Raw genomic sequence first — 16952 nt, 5'->3', positions numbered from 1 at the left:
AAAATGAAAGAGATTATAGTAATGTGGAGAAGACTTTTATATGTGGTAACAGGGCTTCTTGTGCTGTCAAGCTGTGATGATTATCTAGATATAAAATCTTCAACCAATATGGCGTTGGTGTCCACATTGGAAGATGTGGAAGCGATTCTGGATAATACCCAGATCATGAATTACCGTAGTCCTTGTATGGGCGAATCATCTGCGGACGATATTTATATTCCCAATCCAGTGTATGATAGGATAGTAAAAGCTGCTTCTCGAGATATTTATGTCTGGAAGAATGCGGATTACGAACAGGCTTCTAACCCTTGGGGTATCAGTTACGAAACAATCTTTTACGCGAATGTTTGCCTTAAAACTTTAGATGAAATGGCTGTAAAGGAAGGAGAAAAAAATCGATGGAATAGAGCAAAGGGGGCGGCACTTGTTTTCCGCGCGAATTCTTTTCTTCGAGCTATATGGATATGGTCCAAAGCCTATGATGAATCTACCGCTTCGTCTGACTTGGGTATAGTTTTGAAGACGAATCCAGATGTCAATGAGCGCTCAGTTCGAGCTTCAGTAGCAGAGTCTTTCGAAAAAGTGATCGTTGATCTCAAGGCAGCGATGCCGCTGTTGCCTCATAGATCAGATTTACCTGTGCGACCCTCAAAAGTGGCTGTTTATGGTTTACTGTCACGTGCTTATCTTTCGATGAGAGATTATGCCAATGCGGAAAAATATGCCGATTCTTGCCTTACAATCCAAAATGATCTTTTAGATTTCAATACGGATATTAAATTACCTACGGCTACCAGTTCGGTAAATCCCTTTACTATTTTCAATAAAGAGGTTATCTTCTCGACAGCGATTGGTTTATATGCCTTTCCGTCAAGTACCACGTATGCGGTCATTGATACGAATCTAATAAATTCTTATCAAACAGATGATCTCCGACGGTTTGCGTTTTTTAGAAATACAGCGAATGGCGCTGTTATGCGGGGCAATTTTTCGATAAACAGCACCCAGTATTTTACGGGCGTCTCTACAGCCGAAATGTGGCTGACCAAAGCGGAGTGTTTGGTGCGGCGCGGGCAGATTAGAGAAGGATTAACAGGCGTGGATAATCTTTTGAAAAGGCGGTATAAAGTAGGGACTTCCCCATATCTAGATATGGGTATGGATAGATTGGAGGCGCTACAACTGGTTCTTTTGGAGCGGCGAAAGGAATTGGTAACACGTAATCTACGGTGGATGGATATCAAACGATTGAACAAGGAGGGAGCCAATATCATATTGACGAGGCTGGTCAATGGTGAGACCTATACACTACCTCCCAATGATGATCGATACGCCTTGCCCTTGCCGAGTGACGTGATAAGATTGACTGGAATGCCACAAAACTAATAGTTTAATAATGTCAAAGAGTACCCATTCAGATGGAATGAATGGGTACTCTTCTAAACTGTAAAATCAGATTAATTAATCTTGATTATAAATTCCGCCCGGTGTAAGTGGCTGAGACGACATGCTTCCAGCGGCACTTGGTGCAGGGATTAAGTTTACATTATCCGGGCTCAAGACGGTTGGTAAAGTAGGAAGAAGGCTGGTGTTGATATGCACTTGCCCACCAGATTCTACTAAATAAGCCGCCTTCACCTGGATATTACAGGCTCTTTCCAAACCTTCACAACCGTCAGGGGTATCAATGGCTTCCCATTTAGCGGGATTTCCCTCCTCACCGGGGTTCCCCGTAAAACGAAAATAGGTATCCGTAGTGACTACTTTTGTTTCTACCTTAGTACTTTTGTCTTTTGCCCCGTTATCGTTTAGGGCCAACGCTGTTCCTGCAATACCCAGTATCACAGAAAACAAAATCATAATTTGTTTCATTTTTGTTTGTTTTAAGTTTCTCTCTGTTTTAACTCCTAGAGAAATGCTCGGGAGATATTGCTATCCGGATCTGTTGATTTTTTCGTACGATGCCTCAACACATATCTCATGGATAGTCGGAAGGGTCTTTTGGCCGATACGCCCTGCACCCTGTGGCCTAGCCACCGAGATTCGCTGTATATGTAGACTCAGTGACAAGTAATCAATGACAAGGGTATCAAGTTATTCTGCTTATATATTCAAGATCTTCCATCGTAGGCGGATAGCCAACAGGCAGTTTATCGTGTGTACCCATGTAGGCAATCACCTCGTTTGGTGGCTGTGCCCGTTCTATGCTGGCTATCGATTCCTTGACTTGGATCCAAAGGCTCTGTTGACTGTTTTCTCCATCATTCCGGTTTACAATCTTCGCTATTCGCCAGCGTATCCATTGCATTTTTAGCGCTTCGTTATAGTATCGCCAATCGTAATGTAGCTGTGCGAATGCCTTGAGTAGGTGTTTATACAAGACGCAGAGATCAAGATGAAATAACAGTTCATGTCTTGCAGGGCTCAAAAGAGGTATATTGCAGAAAGCTACACCAGGGAGTGTCAGTTCTATACCGAGCAGGTAGCTTTGTTCTGCGATATCAAACTCGTCAATGATATAATAGGTAGCAGGATCACTACCCTTGAATAATAGCCCATTTAGTGTCAGTCGTACCAGTGCAAATTCGATCAGATACACCATTTCGCCTATAAGGGGCTCATGAGGATTGGCCTTACAGACCATATTCATCGTCTTTGTTGCTTCTTCTAGATACCTCCGGGGGCAACGGCCAAATTGTTGTTCATAGGCTTGAGCTACCATTTGGTAGCCGTTGTAAAGAACATCGCCCTCGCCTTCGATTAGTTCAAATGGAAAGTGGTAGGGACTGTTGTTCCAACCCTCGGGAGCTAGCTCGTGCATTAGTTCCTTGAGCTGTAGATATAAGATTTCCATCACCTGATAGAGCACTTCGCTTTCTAGATATGTTTGTTTTATAATCATAACTCCCACCGTATTTATATACCAAAGGTAGGAAGCCAAGTAGCAGGCGGCCCGACAGCTTACGATTTCACGATCCGACAGGGGCCATACTCATAACGTTGAAGGTGGAAGTTACTGGTCCGTTAGGAGGGTCTGTATATATGCACTAGCAGTTTGTTTACTATACTTCTTGAAAAAACGACCGAAAGCATCCAGTGAGCTGTAGTTGAGTTCATATGCCGTCTCGGTAGGGCTCATACCCGATGCAAGGAGGTTTTGGGCCCGTGTCACAAGTAGCTCGGTGCGCAACTCTCGCAGGCATTTGCCAAAATGCTGCTTATGATAGCGGTTTACGGTGTCTAGATCTAGCTTTAGGTCATCGGATAGTAGGTTGATCTGTGTTTCCTGGCCCTTCTCCTCGATGTGCATAGCCAGTAGCTTGCGCGCCTGTATCGCTATCTTGAGATCATAGCTCATTTTGGTTTCCTCTTCCGATATCTTCTCGGCCGATAGATCGATGAGATCGTGGATAATACCGAAGACAAAACTTTCATTTTTCAGTTTTCTTTTTTTTAAGCCACGGCACAGCGCATGTATATACATCCGGGTACGTCTGCCAACCTTAAAATCTCTGCTCACTACCACTTCGGGCAGTTGTGCTCGCCTGGCACGCAGTAGGCTGTGCAAGAAAATATAGGGCTTTTCATTTTTCTTGCGAAAAGTTTTACTTCGGAAATAATAGCCAAAGAGTTGGCTTTTTCCTGCCGGTATCTTTAGGCTATAATGACCAGGAGGAAGGTAGTAGTACATACCACGTCCACAGGCTTGTTGGCTGATCAGGTGGCCCTGTGAATTGTAAAGACGGATGGTTGCGCTAGCTTCGAGGACGTACAACACATGGATGTCGTACAGCTTCACCTTGATCGGAATGGTACGCTCTTCACAGAATAGCGTATCCAGGCAGCTGAGAAATACTTCCAGCGTATCAAAATCTTGTAGTGTGGCCTCATCTGCGCCGCGCTTCCAGTAGCTGGTTTGGCTATCCTGGAGTATCAGGGTGGCTTCAAGCTGCTCCAGACAATGGGCGCTTGCGACCTTGTCCAGGATTTGCCGAAGTTTAGACAGCACAGATCGCTTCATAATTCTTGAGGTTTAAAGTTTGGCCTTTTCGTGAATTAGAATACAGATTCACCAAAGAGTTAATTAGGCTAATAATCATAATCATTTGTTTAGAAAATGGCATATATCACATGTCGAATCTAGTCCTAAACCAGCCCTAAAACAATATAATTTCGTACACGTAGCTTTCTATTTCGTAAATGCACTCATATGTTTCGTAAATCATTTACGAAACAAAATTATTGGAGAGGTTAAGCATCTGAATTGCGCAAAATAGAGGAAATCGAAACGTACGTTTTTAAGATAAAACATATTGCAATTACTCACATATTGCGTCAGTCAATGTTTCGAAGCGAACTAAATGTGGCCACGTTGAGCTTAGAAAAAATGTTTTATTTAATTTTTAACAGAAATGAAAAACGAAAGAAAATCACAGATTTCAAATGATTCAGGTATGATCATTAAAAGCGATGTTATTTATTGGACTACACTAAAATATAAGTTAGATAGTGGGCCTCACGAAAAAGACCTCGAATCGGATCAAAAATGTCCAATAGTTACCTTTTAACCATTTCACAAATAAGGCGAAGGAGTTAAAAAAGGTGATCAGAAAGTCGGCCGCTGTAGAAGGCCGGCTTTTAATAAATCGTTTTTCACACCTAACAAGATAAATAATATGATTATACAACATGTAAGCAAATGGGAGTTTGCATTGTTTAGTGCAAATATTAATCAGGTTATGACAGACCGCAGTTGGAAAGAGCATGCTGTCATATTTAATAAATGGAAAGAATATCATGGGCGGGCGGATTCCCGTACATTAGACTGTTTTCATTTGCAATGCCATGGCTTACTAACTAATGGTACTCCTGGTATTTTAGCTATGTTCCACCTAGGCAATCACATGCATTGGCCTTTACAAATGGCTCAAGAAGGCGTTTTATTCGATGTGGTATTGGATAAGGTAGTTTATGACCGTAATCCCAAACTATTTGATCAGCTTCATAGGCAGATGAATAAAACCAATACGTACAACTATTTATTTAGCGAAGATCCTAGATTATTGTTTGGAATAAAACAAGCATTGGCATCGGGCAAGCATATTTTAATATTCGCCGATGGTGCCTCTGGATCAGTAGATTCACAAAAGGATCAAAGGTTTTCTATACCTTTTCTAGAGGGTATCCTAAATGTTAAAATGGGAATACCATTTATCTCATCTGCATTTAATGTTCCTGTATATACATTGATCGATCAGCAAAGACGTAATAGTTATTATTTAAAGGCGTTAAAGCCGATTACACAAAAGCCAAAAGAAAATCGATTTGACTTTGTATTACGAACGTTGGATATAATGTATCGCCAACTCGAAATTATAGTAACTAAACAACCCGAACGCTGGGAGTGCTGGATATACCTACATAAAAATGGTATGTTAAATTTGGACGAAAGCATTGTAGACGAGGGACTCACAAACCATCCGTTATTAGTTCTAGAACTAGATGGCGAATATTGTGTTTTCGATAGAAGATACTATACCGCGCAGAAAGTTAATCTTGTTCCTCTACAATAAGAATATTATATTTGAGAAACAAGCTATCTATTTTATGTCCAATCTGCCTAAATTATTTTTGTGCTGGAATGCACTTAGCTTACCTGCATTCTATATTTTTTTTAAAGTACTTAACTTCTTTTTTGCCGATAGACCCATCCCTGAAAATCAAATTATCGCAGTAAGTATATTATTTGCGATATATTTTATGCTTTTGTTTGCAGCAACATGGTTAGGGGGGCAGCAGAAATGGAAAAGTAGGACTGCTGGTTTAGGGATCTTGCTCATAGCTTTTTTGTTCTTGGTATTATATGGTTATGAACTCATTTATAGTTGGCTGCCCGCTTTAGGGATTAATTTTCATAATCCTAATAAATCATTTAGAATTATTGAATTTAGAAAGCGATTGACCACAGGCTTTTTAGTGACCTGGATTATAGCTAGTGCCATGGTATTCGCATTAAGGTATTTTAGTAATAAAAAAAGACTGAACCTTAAGAAAGAGAAGCTCAAGCAGTTAAATAATGATATATCACTACTTAAATCGCAGTTAAATGCCAAGCATTTATGCCCGCATTTTATCGAAGGGGTTATTGCCATTACAATGGGTAAAATGACGACAGATAAGCAGGAAGATAATTTGGATAATCTGTTAAAGTTGGCATCAGTCATGCATCATGCCATTGAGATGCAAGAAACAGAGTCTAGTATTCCCATAAAAAAGGAATGGGAGCAGGTCGTGAATTTGTTGGATTTGGCCAGTTTAGGCCAAAAAGAGGCTATAGAAAAGGTTTCGTTGCCGCCCAGTTTACAAGATATTCGGATACCGATAGGGCTTTTTCTAACGCCTGTTGAAAATGCTATTAAATATGGGGATGTCCTAAAAGGAAGTTCATTCTCTGTAAGGTTCATAATCGGTCAGGATAAATGGATATTTAGAGTGGTGAACGATATAATACATGCAAAAAGAAATAGTATCAAATCTCAAAAGACGGGATATAAATTGTTGAGTAAGCGTATCACAAATGGCAATTGGCCAATTAAAATCAAAAGAAAAGAAAGTCAAACACAATATTTGGTGTCCATATCAGGACCGTTAAACTAAACTTGTTATGGATAAACTAAAGTATACCGCAGGATTTATGGATGATCAGCCAGAATCGATTACAATATTCCGCAAAATGTTAGCCCGATTCGATTTTTTAATCCAGCTGGATCCCGTTTCAAGTATTCAGGCTGCACTGAATATGCAAGAAGTGCAATCCGTTGATATATTGTTTCTGGATCTACAGATGCCCGAATTAATGGGCTGGGAATTCGTTAGACTGCTCGAAAATCCTCCCGTAATAATTGTAGTGTCTAGTTTTGGAAATTATGGATTTGAAGTAAATAATATAAATGCGGTAGCATATCTGAAAAAATTGCCAGACTGGGAACACTTAAAAAAAGCAGTGGAAGAGGCAGTGAGAAAAGTGGATGAAAGAAATAGAATATCTATAAACAAAAGTACAACGGTCAAAGTTCGCAATTTTGAAACCAAACAGGAAGAAATATTAAAACATGTCGACATTGTATATGCCGAAGTTGAGGATAAAGATATTACTATATTTTTAGATAACGGAAGCAAGGTGATCTATCAAAAATCCCTCACCACATTAATGGCGCTTTTGCCGCAAGATAAGTTTGTTCGGATCAGTGCAAAACATGTCGTGGCTATACACGCTATCAAATCGTATAATAGAACTAAAGTGCAATTGACTATGGATGATATTTGTCTGGATATTAATTTTAAGCCAGCCTTGAGAGCCCTAGATTTATACCATGATAACAAACTGTAAAACAATCAAATGATATGAATTATTAACTTATCTAATATACTGTTGAATGGAAACCAAACTAAACAACACCCACGCACAAACACATGAAAAGTATGTAGAGCAATGCAGCGCTAAAAAGCTAACCGAAGAGCTAATAGAAATTATCACACCATTATGGGACCGTATGGATCAACTTATAGAGACCACAAAAGAAATATCGCTCTTGATGATGCAAAACCAAAATCATGAAGACCTCAACTTGAGTCAGCGACTTATTGATAATCATGATCTTAAGAAAATGTTGAAATTGGGGAATACCACTTTTTTTGAGAAAAAAGCCCTCTTCAGAACTTATAATTTAGGAAAGGATTACTACCTACAGGATGAAGTTTTAGAAGTAATCAAAATGCATGAAGTAATACCAGCTAAGAGCCCTAAATCCTCTTCAAGAAATCGAAATGTACCGGAATGAACCAGGTACGAGCATGACCCAAGTCCAGCCTAACAACTACCCAAGAAAAAACTAAGAATTACCCAAGAAACACCCAAGGATTACCGAAGAAATACCTAAGAACCACCTAAGAAACTACCAGTCTATACACAGCCTATACACAACGATTAAACAAGAACTACCCAAGGATTATCCAACAATCACCCAAGATTACCTAGAACCGCCCTCGTCAACATACCAAAACCGACCAATTTAGAATGTGATAATCAACTTCGCGCAGAAAGTATCGGGTTAACAGTAGTAACATTTTACCGTTCAGAATCGTTCATAATCGTTCGGAATCATTCGTAATCATTCGGATGGTGTTGATAGCCATTGTTTTATGGTTTTTTGTTTAAACCTTTGTAATGTAATCAATGACGGAAGGCGCCCCGGAAAAGCATTACACTAATAGATTTTTTAAAAATTAAAACTTAATAAAAAATGGCAAAGTCAAAAGACAATGTAGTGATGCAGGGAGCATCAGGAAAAGTAGGTAGAAACCTTGTATTTCGTCAAAAAGGTGATCAGACGATAATTGCTAAAAGGCCAAGAACAGTTACTGGTCGGGTATTATCGGACAAGCAACTCGCAGTGCAGAACAAGTTTTATGATGCTTCGCAATATGCAAAGCGAGCAATGCTAGATCCGTTATTGAAAAAGGCCTATGCCGAAAAAGCTACTATAAACCAGCAACCTTACAATGTGGCATTCAAAGATTACTTCAATGAGCCTAGCGTTCGTAAATTCGATGATAGTGCTTACAGAGGGATGGTGGGTGATATCATAACAATCCAGGTAAAGGATATCATGAAAGTAAATGAAGTCAGTGTGGAGATACTAGATCAGTCTGATATTCACCTTGAATCTGGACTGGCTACGGCGACGGACGATTCAAATTCGCAATGGACTTACGAAGCAACAGTCGCAAATGTAGACTATGATACTGCCAAGTTTAAAATTATCATGCTTGACACACCGAAGAAAATCACCAAAGTACAAAAAAAATATGGAGAGGACATGAACCCCTAATCCCTAAAGCGAAGGGCGGAGCTAGGCTCCGTCCCTTCCTTAATTTTGTAACCTTTGTAACTTTCATCACCCACATAACTCTTGTTCCGATTTTCGGGATCATAACTCTCATCACATTATGATGCAAACAACAAACACCCCCTACAAGCTAGCCCAGGGCTGGCGGGAGGAGCTTTCACTTAAGGAAAAGCTATTCTTTGGCTTTCTATTTCTGATCATCGGTTGGCTAATGCTATCGGCTGTATTGCAGCTGTTCGACCCGGCTATCGGTGTGCTGGACTTCGGTATCCTCACCGTCGCGGTATTTGGACTGTTGGTCGGTTTGCTAGCGGTGTACATTAGCATTTGGCTACAAGAACTACTGTGGCATCCCTTTAAGTCTTTCAGACAGCAATTCGAAAATCACTTTAATAAACTCTCCTCATGGCAACAATGTATTCTTTATTTTTCGGTCTTCTTTTTACTGCTCTATGCTGTGATAATGGCGATGGTAGTGGTGTTTTAGTATGCCCCGTACTTTCCCATCCGTCATCCCGTTTGGAGCGCAGCGGAATAGAGGGATCTAAAAACTTTACAGGGCTTAATTATAATAAATTTTTATGCCGCTCTGTAGCCGCGGCGGGGCCAGTCCCTTTTCTCTCGACAGAAAAGGGACCAAACCGACCAAAAGGAGCTCATGGACACCCAATACTATTCAAACTCCATAAAGGTCAAGGCTTGGTTGCTCGGCTAAATTGTCTCCTTATTTCTAGCAATAAGACAACCGAAGGCTGGAGGCCGAGTTCAGCGAAGCTAAACCCACTTCGCTCAGACAGGTCTGATAGCTTGTCAGGAATAATTGACAATTATTTGCGCCTTGAACAACATAGGCCAATCTATTCGGATCTGGCTTGTAGTGACTTACAATCCACATCAATGTCGCCTGTCAAGATTCTTGTTTTTAAGGACGACATTTTAGCATATGGAGTCAAACGCCGTAAAGCTATGAATAGCAGTTATGTACATTTTGCATTAGAACAGGATTTTCAGTCTAGGGTAGGGAGACGTGAGAGGGAGACCTTGGAAACCACCTCTGTAGCTTTACGAAGCCGTGGCGAACATAGGCTAAATAGTCTTGATCTTTGCGGCACTTTCTATCAAGGGAAAGTGCCTAGACGGTCCGCTAATGAGGAAAAAAGAAACTTAATAATAGCTATTGCTTCAAAAGAACTAGGCGTGCGTGAAGCTACTGGCAACAACGACGGCCCCCGTATAGAAGAATATCTCCGCTATACAAACCTGGGCCCACATCACGATTGGTGTGCAGCTTATGTGAGCTGGGTGTATGGTCAAGCAGGATTATCACACCCCCGCAATCCATGGTCTCCAGCGTTATTTCCAAAGGCAAGACAGGTTCTAAAACAACAATGCCAGCCAGCCGATGTATTCGGAATTTATGGGGCTAAAGTCAAACGCATCAATCACGTAGGTATGATCAAGAAGAAAGCTAATGACTATCTGATCACCATTGAAGGCAATAGCAACAATCGTGTTGAATCAAGGAGAAGGCATTTTAGAACTATCTATGCTATTGCAGATTGGGTGTCAGGAAATCAATCTTAAATATTTATAAAACAGTTTAGAGGATATGACAACGTTAAATTCCATAAAATTTATCCAATGGTTTGTATTGACTAATATAATCTTATTTGGATGTAAGGCTAATAAAGATAAGAGTACAGCAATACGGATGCAGCAACAGATAGAGGGACGAGTGAATAGTACCACTTCTTACCAAAATTGGGCAAATACGGATAGCACTTCACGATTTTGGAGGTATACAACCGATAGTAGCTTTTTGTTTCATCCCAATTTAGGACTATCGGGACAGTCTGGCAGACTAGAATACCTAGAACGAAATATAGTCGGGATGAAGGCGGATCTAGAGAGGGTCACTTACGATAGTACAGGTGCAGCTTATAGTGAAGAAATAAATAACACAAGTACTAGTCAGACTAAATACGTTTGGGGTCGTATGGTTTATTTGCTAGCTATCGTATCTATACTAATAGGAATATATAAATTCTGGAGAAAAACAAACTAAAAAGGCAATAATTTTATTATTTGTCAAAAATGCGGTTGTAAAATTTGGGTGCATAGCGCCCAAATCTTAAATTAAAATTTAATCGTTAAAGTGGCTGGAATACAGATTCTACAATTAATTATGATTGAGTAGTTCAATGTTTTTTAATAAACGTAATTATTTAGTAAATTGGAGCGGTATAATAAAAATCTACCTATTTACCTATGATTTTAATTGTTGACGATCAAGATGAAAATATATTTTCATTGCAGAAGCTGCTCGAATCCTATGATTTTAAAGTGGACACTGCCTTATCCGGGCCGGAAGCCTTGAAAAAAGTACTCAAGCGTGACTATGCACTGATCATCTTGGATGTGCAGATGCCGATTATGGATGGTTTCGAGGTCGCGCAGGCCCTAGCGGGGTATAGCAGGACAAGATATATACCCATCATATTTTTATCAGCCGTAAATACAGATAAGAAATTCATTACCCAAGGCTATGCCTCGGGAGGGATGGATTATGTTGCCAAACCGGTGGATCCAGAAATATTAATGCTCAAAGTCAAGACATTCTATACCCTATTCCAACAACGATTGGCCCTTGACAATATGCAACAGGAACTTCGCATGGAAATCGAACAACGGAAAAAGGCACAACAGGAGCTCAATGAAAAGATGAAACATTTATACGCGATATTGGAAGCCTTGCCTCAGCTGGCATTTACTGCCGATAGTAGCGGGAATATTGAGTTTGTGAATAACAAATGGCGCCAATATGCAGATAGGAATACCTTTCCCAATCTGCACCCAGATGACCCTGATATACAACAGCAATTGCGCAATGCAGCAGAACATCCGCAACAGATAGAAATTGAATTAAGGCTTTTATGCAATGAATGCGAAGAATATAAATACCACCTATTTCGTGTCATTCCTTTTATGGACGGAGGACAATATAAATGGATAGGTACATTTACCGATATCGATGCTCAAAAACAAGTCGAAAAGCGCAAAGACGAATTCCTGAGCATCGCAAGCCATGAACTAAAAACGCCCCTCACCAGTATCAAAGCATATGCACAACTACTACAACGCACGGTTGATAAAAATGAAAATAGCGTTGCAGGTCAATATATTGACAAGATGCAACGTCAGGTATCACTACTAGGTGATTTAGTGGTGGATCTGCTGGACACCTCCAGAATAGAAAATGGTAAGTTAAAAATCGATCCACATTATTTTGACCTGGAGGAGTTGCTCGATCAGGCGATGGATACAATAAGGCATACTAACGAGCACCGTTCGCTGAAAATACATAGAAAGGGCCACATTGTAGGTAAGGTTCTTGGAGATCGCATGCGTATCGAGCAAGTACTGATTAACTACCTTAGTAATGCAGTCAAGTATGCACCTGAAGCCGATGAAATCTTTATAAAAATAAAAAAAGATGAAAATAAAGTGCAGATTGAGGTCGTTGATCAGGGCATAGGTATACCTGAATACAAACTACCGGAGCTATTCACCAAGTTCTATAGGGTCGAAGAATCTTCTATTCGCTTTCAAGGACTTGGAATCGGTCTTTATATCTGTGCCGAAATCATAAAACTGCATGGTGGGAGCGTCGGAGCACATAGCGTTGTTGGAAAAGGATCTACGTTTTATTTTACATTGCCCATAGAACAAAAAACTGAAATCAACAGATGACAGAGGTTGTATTAAGGCCGATAAAAATACTGTGGATATTCCATATGAACATTAAAGAATAAATATTTACTGATGAATAAATCATTCTTGAGAAATCTACAGATCGCTATAGGAATCTCACTGATATTGGTATTGGCAAGCTCTTTAGCTTCTTATCTGAGTATTCAGGACCAAATCGAAGATCGCAACAATGTTGAACACAGCCGTAAGGTTATTGCGGCTGCCAATAAAGTGTTACACGATCTGCAGAATGCGGAGACTGGGCAGCGGGGATATCTTCTCACAGGTCGCCAATCTTTCTTAGAACCCTATCAAAAAGGTCTCAATCAGATACCGATATCGTTACAAAAGACCCAGGATTTGGTATCAGACAACCCCGAACAAACGGATAATGCACGCAAAGTGACAGCACTAGTACATACGCGCATGCAAATGCTGGCCGAATTGCTGGATGCAAAACAAAAAGGGGGCGAATGGCATATCGAACAGTTGGAAAATGGAAAACGTTATATGGACAGCTGTAGAACCAGTATCAACCAATTTATTGATATAGAAGCATTGCTGTTGCAAAAAAGATCAGCCGCATTAAGCCGATCTTCCGACAATACGTTGTTTTTTATACCTATGGCAGCTATATTGTCGCTTCTCATCACAGGAATATGTTTTGTTAAGATAAGACAGGATTATACACGCAGGGCACAATTGCAGACAGAATTGAAAGCAAAAGATCTAGAAATGAGAAAACGCCTTAAAGCCACACAACGAATAGCAGCACAGATCGCCCAAGGTAATTATTCGGTACGGGTGAAAGATACGGAAAGGGATGATCTCGGAAGCTTGGCGGAGTCACTCAATGCTATGGGGCATGCACTGAAAACATCTTTTGAATCATTGTCCAAAAACGAATGGCAACAGACAGGAATAGCCAGACTAAATAATATGTTGGTAGGCAATCGTATGGAGACCGAGCTCATAAATGATGCTGTTGCACATTTGGTAAATTATAGTGGTGCGATAAATGGGGCATGCTATCTGCGCCAGCAGGAAATGATTCAACTAGCAGGGGCTTATGGGATGGAGGTCCGTATGGCGGAGCGCTTCGCGCTAGGGGAAGGTATGGTAGGGCAAGTGTGCATAGATCAAAAAATAAAGCAAATCGATGGTATAGTCCCTGCAGATTTTGTTTCCAGTTGTGCAAGTGGTACACTGCAGCTCAGTAATATCATATGGGTTCCTATCATGACCGGCAATGAATGCATTGGTGTCATTGAGCTGGGGAGTAGGCAGTTTAATGATGAACATAGAATTACTTTTTTTAAAGAAGCAGCGCGGATAATAGGAATAGCAGTTCTGGCCGCAAAGGCAAGAGAAGAAGTGCAGACGCTCTTAGAAGAAACACAGACACAGACTGAAGAGCTCCAAGCGCAGCATGCCGAACTTGAAAACTTAAATACAGAGCTTGAGGCACAGGCGCAACGGTTGCAGGCTTCGGATGAAGAACTGCGCGCCCAACAAGAAGAGTTGATGAAATCGAATGCAGAATTAGAAGCGCATACAGAACAGCTCGAAGAAAAAAACCAGTTGATTAACCAGCGGAACATAGAGGTCAAACAAAAAGCAGACGCCCTAGCCAAAAGTACAAAGTATAAAAGTGAGTTCTTGGCAAATATGTCGCATGAATTGCGTACACCGCTCAATTCAATCCTATTGCTATCCAAACTATTAGCAGATAATAAAGAGAAAAACCTCTGCGCTGAACAGATACAGTCTGCAACGGTGATACAGAGTGCAGGTACGAGCCTGCTATTGCTCATTGATGAAATATTGGACCTTTCAAAGATAGAGGCAGGGAAGATGGAGTTGCATATCGAGAAAATTAAGGTCGAGACTATGCTCCAAGGCCTCAAAAACCTGTTTGAACCTATTGTTGCGCAAAAAGGACTAAATTTGAGGTTGTTCGATACGATAAGCGGCACAGAAATTTATACAGATACCATGCGCCTAGAGCAGGTACTGCGCAATCTCTTGTCCAATGCAATCAAATTTACAGAGAAGGGCGAGGTGGTACTTTCGGTAGCTCCTGATCAGGAGGACCACGCAAATTTAATATTCGAGGTAACGGACACTGGAGTGGGGATAGCAGATAACAAGCAGGCAGTAATATTCGAGGCATTCCAGCAGGCAGATGGATCCACTCGAAGAAAATACGGAGGCACCGGACTAGGACTATCCATTAGCAGAGAGATCGTCCGCTTATTGGGAGGTCAGATTTCGGTGAAGAGTAAGCTCGGCGAGGGAAGTACATTTGTACTCCGGTTACCAATCGATGCCAGAAGTAAAACCAATATTGAAACAGAGAACATACCAGAGATGGTTCCTCCGTCATTGAACTTACAGCTACAGGAATACGACAACCAACTGGATCTACACATACCCGAAGATATACCTGATGATAGAGAGTACATCGTAAAAGGAGACAGTTCGATCCTGATTATAGAAGATGATACGGAATTAGCAAAAAAACTATTGGAATATACCAGAAGGCAGGGATATAAAGGGGTCGTTACAGTCCGTGGAGATAGGGCTATGCAGGCCGCGATCCAGTACAGACCAGTTGCTATACTGTTGGATATCCGACTGCCTGTAATGGATGGTTGGGCAGTCATAGACCAGCTGAAAGCAAATCCCATAACCAAACATATACCTGTCCATGTAATGTCAGCCGTACACGTAAGAAAACAAAGTCTATCCAAAGGGGCAATAGATTTTGTAAACAAACCGTTATCACTGCCCCAGATTGAAAAAATGTTTGCAAGGATAGAAGCCGCTCGTCATACGAAAACCAAAAAAGTTCTCATTGTAGAAGAGAATGCGAAACATGCAGCAGCGTTAGCATATTTCTTAAAAAAATTTAATATACCAACAGAAATACAGTCAAGCGTAGAAGGAAGTATAGAAGCACTGATGGACAGCGGAGCAGATTGCGTAATATTGGATATGGGTATGCCTTTCAGGGCAGGATACGAAGCACTCGATGCAATCAAGAAAATAAAAGGATTGGAAGACTTGCCAATTATAGTATTTACTGGCGAAAGCATGTCACTAAATGAACACGATAGAATACAAAAGTATGCTGACTCGATAGTTTTAAAAACGGCGCACTCGTATCAGAGAGTCCTGGATGAGGTCAGCCTATTTCTGCATCTGATAGAAGAAGACAAAAAAGTGCAACAAAAGGTGGCGTCTAATATAATAGAAGTATTCCACGGAAAGAAAATTTTGATTGTAGATGATGATGCGCGCAATATATTCTCGCTCTCTAAAGTATTGGAGGTGCATCGCATGCAGGTGGTCACAGCGACTAATGGTAAAGAAGCGCTCCAACAACTCGCACAGCACTCAGATACCGATATCGTACTAATGGATATCATGATGCCCGAAATGGACGGTCTTGAAACCATAGATAGAATAAGAAGACTGCCGGAACATAAATTGCTGCCGATTATCGCAGTGACAGCGAAAGCAATGGTCGGCGACCGCGAGAAATGCATGCAGGCAGGAGCATCAGATTATATATCCAAACCTGTAGATCAGGATCAACTGTTGTCTCTCCTGCGGGTATGGCTATGTGAAGGAACATTAAAATAGGATTTGTACGGGACAAAAACGGGTATTTGCCGTTCATAGGAAAGGGTATTAAATCGAAAGATAATCTAACGCCTTTTTGTTATTTTTATTAAAAAATAGGGTAAAGCGTGTTACAAAAAAAAATTTTCATATTTGACGACGATAATCAGATTTTGGATATCTGTTCATTGGTATTAGAAGATGGTGGGTTTGCAAGCTTCGTCTCGGACAGCGTTCAAGACATAGTAGAAAAAGTGGTTAAAATCAAACCAGACGTTATATTGATGGACAATTGGATTCCGGACGTTGGCGGAGTAAAAGCCACCCAGCAACTCAAAAACCATCCGCTCACAAAGTGGATACCCGTGATATACATATCTGCCAATTGTGAAATCCAACGAATTGCAGCAGAAGCGGGCGCTGATGCGTATATAGCAAAGCCATTTGACCTTTGCACCTTTGAAGAAGTAGTAACAGCATATGCGAGTATTGAAAATGGCCCCACATCGCCCAACGAAAAACAGCTTAGGGTTTAGTATCGCAACTAGAAAGAGTTATCCCGGATGAATGAGGTGCCGGGATAACTTAAAGAGGAACCACAAACATTCCACAAAAAAGTGTTGAAAAAGTAAGCTATAATGATCTAGCATCACGGAGTTCTTAGAT

General features: G+C 40.7%; 15 protein-coding genes. 12 read left to right on the top strand and 3 right to left on the bottom strand.

The genetic code is table 11. From position 1 onward, the window contains the following. The first annotated feature begins 3 nt into the window (after positions 1 to 3). Positions 4 to 1386 (top strand): RagB/SusD family nutrient uptake outer membrane protein, encoded by a 1383-nt coding sequence (locus M472_RS35790; RefSeq protein ID WP_021070771.1) that lies wholly within the window; start codon positions 4 to 6, stop codon positions 1384 to 1386. Positions 1387 to 1461: 75 nt separating this feature from the next. On the opposite strand, the gene M472_RS35785 is transcribed toward M472_RS35790, so the two are convergent. From M472_RS35785 to M472_RS35775, 3 genes are all read right to left on the bottom strand, one after another. Next, positions 1462 to 1872: a hypothetical protein gene (locus M472_RS35785; RefSeq protein WP_021070770.1), complete on the bottom strand. Its 411-nt coding sequence runs from the start codon at positions 1870 to 1872 to the stop codon at positions 1462 to 1464. Positions 1873 to 2089: 217 nt separating this feature from the next. Further along, complete coding sequence (locus M472_RS35780) at positions 2090 to 2902, bottom strand: hypothetical protein (protein ID WP_021070769.1); 813 nt, start codon at positions 2900 to 2902, stop codon at positions 2090 to 2092. A 111-nt stretch (positions 2903 to 3013) separates the two neighbouring features. Further along, positions 3014 to 4021, bottom strand: coding sequence for a helix-turn-helix domain-containing protein (locus M472_RS35775; RefSeq protein ID WP_021070768.1), 1008 nt, complete (start codon positions 4019 to 4021; stop codon positions 3014 to 3016). Between the two features lie 655 nt (positions 4022 to 4676). Here M472_RS35775 and M472_RS35770 point away from each other — a divergent pair. The 11 genes from M472_RS35770 (at position 4677) to M472_RS35725 (ending at position 16822) form a co-directional block, all read left to right on the top strand. Continuing rightward, positions 4677 to 5573 carry a lysophospholipid acyltransferase family protein gene (locus M472_RS35770; RefSeq protein WP_021070766.1) on the top strand — a complete coding sequence of 299 codons (897 nt, stop codon included), beginning with the start codon at positions 4677 to 4679 and terminating at the stop codon, positions 5571 to 5573. Between the two features lie 187 nt (positions 5574 to 5760). After that, positions 5761 to 6657: a LytS family sensor histidine kinase gene (locus tag M472_RS35765; protein WP_144062723.1), complete on the top strand. Its 897-nt coding sequence runs from the start codon at positions 5761 to 5763 to the stop codon at positions 6655 to 6657. A gap of 7 nt (positions 6658 to 6664) precedes the next feature. Continuing rightward, complete coding sequence (locus M472_RS35760; RefSeq protein WP_021070764.1) at positions 6665 to 7390, top strand: LytR/AlgR family response regulator transcription factor; 726 nt, start codon at positions 6665 to 6667, stop codon at positions 7388 to 7390. 46 nt (positions 7391 to 7436) lie between these two features. Beyond that, entirely contained in the window at positions 7437 to 7841 is a 405-nt protein-coding gene (locus M472_RS35755; protein ID WP_021070763.1) for a hypothetical protein, read from the top strand. 462 nt (positions 7842 to 8303) lie between these two features. Further along, entirely contained in the window at positions 8304 to 8891 is a 588-nt protein-coding gene (locus M472_RS44580; protein WP_021070762.1) for a hypothetical protein, read from the top strand. A 118-nt stretch (positions 8892 to 9009) separates the two neighbouring features. Continuing rightward, on the top strand, positions 9010 to 9396 hold the full coding sequence (locus tag M472_RS35745; protein ID WP_021070761.1) for a hypothetical protein: 387 nt from the start codon (positions 9010 to 9012) through the stop codon (positions 9394 to 9396). Next, on the top strand, positions 9315 to 10493 hold the full coding sequence (locus M472_RS45785; RefSeq protein ID WP_235049510.1) for a C40 family peptidase: 1179 nt from the start codon (positions 9315 to 9317) through the stop codon (positions 10491 to 10493). The genes M472_RS35745 and M472_RS45785 overlap by 82 nt, the downstream gene beginning before the upstream one ends. Before the next feature lie 25 nt (positions 10494 to 10518). Then, positions 10519 to 10974 (top strand): hypothetical protein, encoded by a 456-nt coding sequence (locus tag M472_RS35740; protein ID WP_021070759.1) that lies wholly within the window; start codon positions 10519 to 10521, stop codon positions 10972 to 10974. Between the two features lie 203 nt (positions 10975 to 11177). Beyond that, positions 11178 to 12659, top strand: a complete 1482-nt coding sequence (locus M472_RS35735) for an ATP-binding response regulator (protein WP_021070758.1) — start codon at positions 11178 to 11180, stop codon at positions 12657 to 12659. A gap of 72 nt (positions 12660 to 12731) precedes the next feature. Next, entirely contained in the window at positions 12732 to 16307 is a 3576-nt protein-coding gene (locus tag M472_RS35730) for a response regulator (protein WP_021070757.1), read from the top strand. Positions 16308 to 16414: 107 nt separating this feature from the next. Next, entirely contained in the window at positions 16415 to 16822 is a 408-nt protein-coding gene (locus M472_RS35725; RefSeq protein ID WP_021070756.1) for a response regulator, read from the top strand. The last annotated feature ends 130 nt before the right edge of the window (positions 16823 to 16952 follow it).

This window comes from Sphingobacterium paucimobilis HER1398, assembly GCF_000416985.1.
Taxonomy (GTDB): domain Bacteria; phylum Bacteroidota; class Bacteroidia; order Sphingobacteriales; family Sphingobacteriaceae; genus Sphingobacterium; species Sphingobacterium paucimobilis.
This window is presented reverse-complemented; position numbering and strand designations above follow the sequence as displayed.

Coding starts and splice junctions, on each gene's coding strand:
- M472_RS35745 (WP_021070761.1), top strand. CDS start 9,010: ATGATGCAAACAACAAACACCCCCTACAAGCTAGCCCAGGGCTGGCGG.
- M472_RS35780 (WP_021070769.1), bottom strand. CDS start 2,902: ATGATTATAAAACAAACATATCTAGAAAGCGAAGTGCTCTATCAGGTG.
- M472_RS35785 (WP_021070770.1), bottom strand. CDS start 1,872: ATGAAACAAATTATGATTTTGTTTTCTGTGATACTGGGTATTGCAGGA.
- M472_RS44580 (WP_021070762.1), top strand. CDS start 8,304: ATGGCAAAGTCAAAAGACAATGTAGTGATGCAGGGAGCATCAGGAAAA.
- M472_RS35775 (WP_021070768.1), bottom strand. CDS start 4,021: ATGAAGCGATCTGTGCTGTCTAAACTTCGGCAAATCCTGGACAAGGTC.
- M472_RS35740 (WP_021070759.1), top strand. CDS start 10,519: ATGACAACGTTAAATTCCATAAAATTTATCCAATGGTTTGTATTGACT.
- M472_RS35735 (WP_021070758.1), top strand. CDS start 11,178: ATGATTTTAATTGTTGACGATCAAGATGAAAATATATTTTCATTGCAG.
- M472_RS35730 (WP_021070757.1), top strand. CDS start 12,732: ATGAATAAATCATTCTTGAGAAATCTACAGATCGCTATAGGAATCTCA.
- M472_RS35760 (WP_021070764.1), top strand. CDS start 6,665: ATGGATAAACTAAAGTATACCGCAGGATTTATGGATGATCAGCCAGAA.
- M472_RS35770 (WP_021070766.1), top strand. CDS start 4,677: ATGATTATACAACATGTAAGCAAATGGGAGTTTGCATTGTTTAGTGCA.
- M472_RS45785 (WP_235049510.1), top strand. CDS start 9,315: ATGGCAACAATGTATTCTTTATTTTTCGGTCTTCTTTTTACTGCTCTA.
- M472_RS35755 (WP_021070763.1), top strand. CDS start 7,437: ATGGAAACCAAACTAAACAACACCCACGCACAAACACATGAAAAGTAT.
- M472_RS35790 (WP_021070771.1), top strand. CDS start 4: ATGAAAGAGATTATAGTAATGTGGAGAAGACTTTTATATGTGGTAACA.
- M472_RS35765 (WP_144062723.1), top strand. CDS start 5,761: ATGCTTTTGTTTGCAGCAACATGGTTAGGGGGGCAGCAGAAATGGAAA.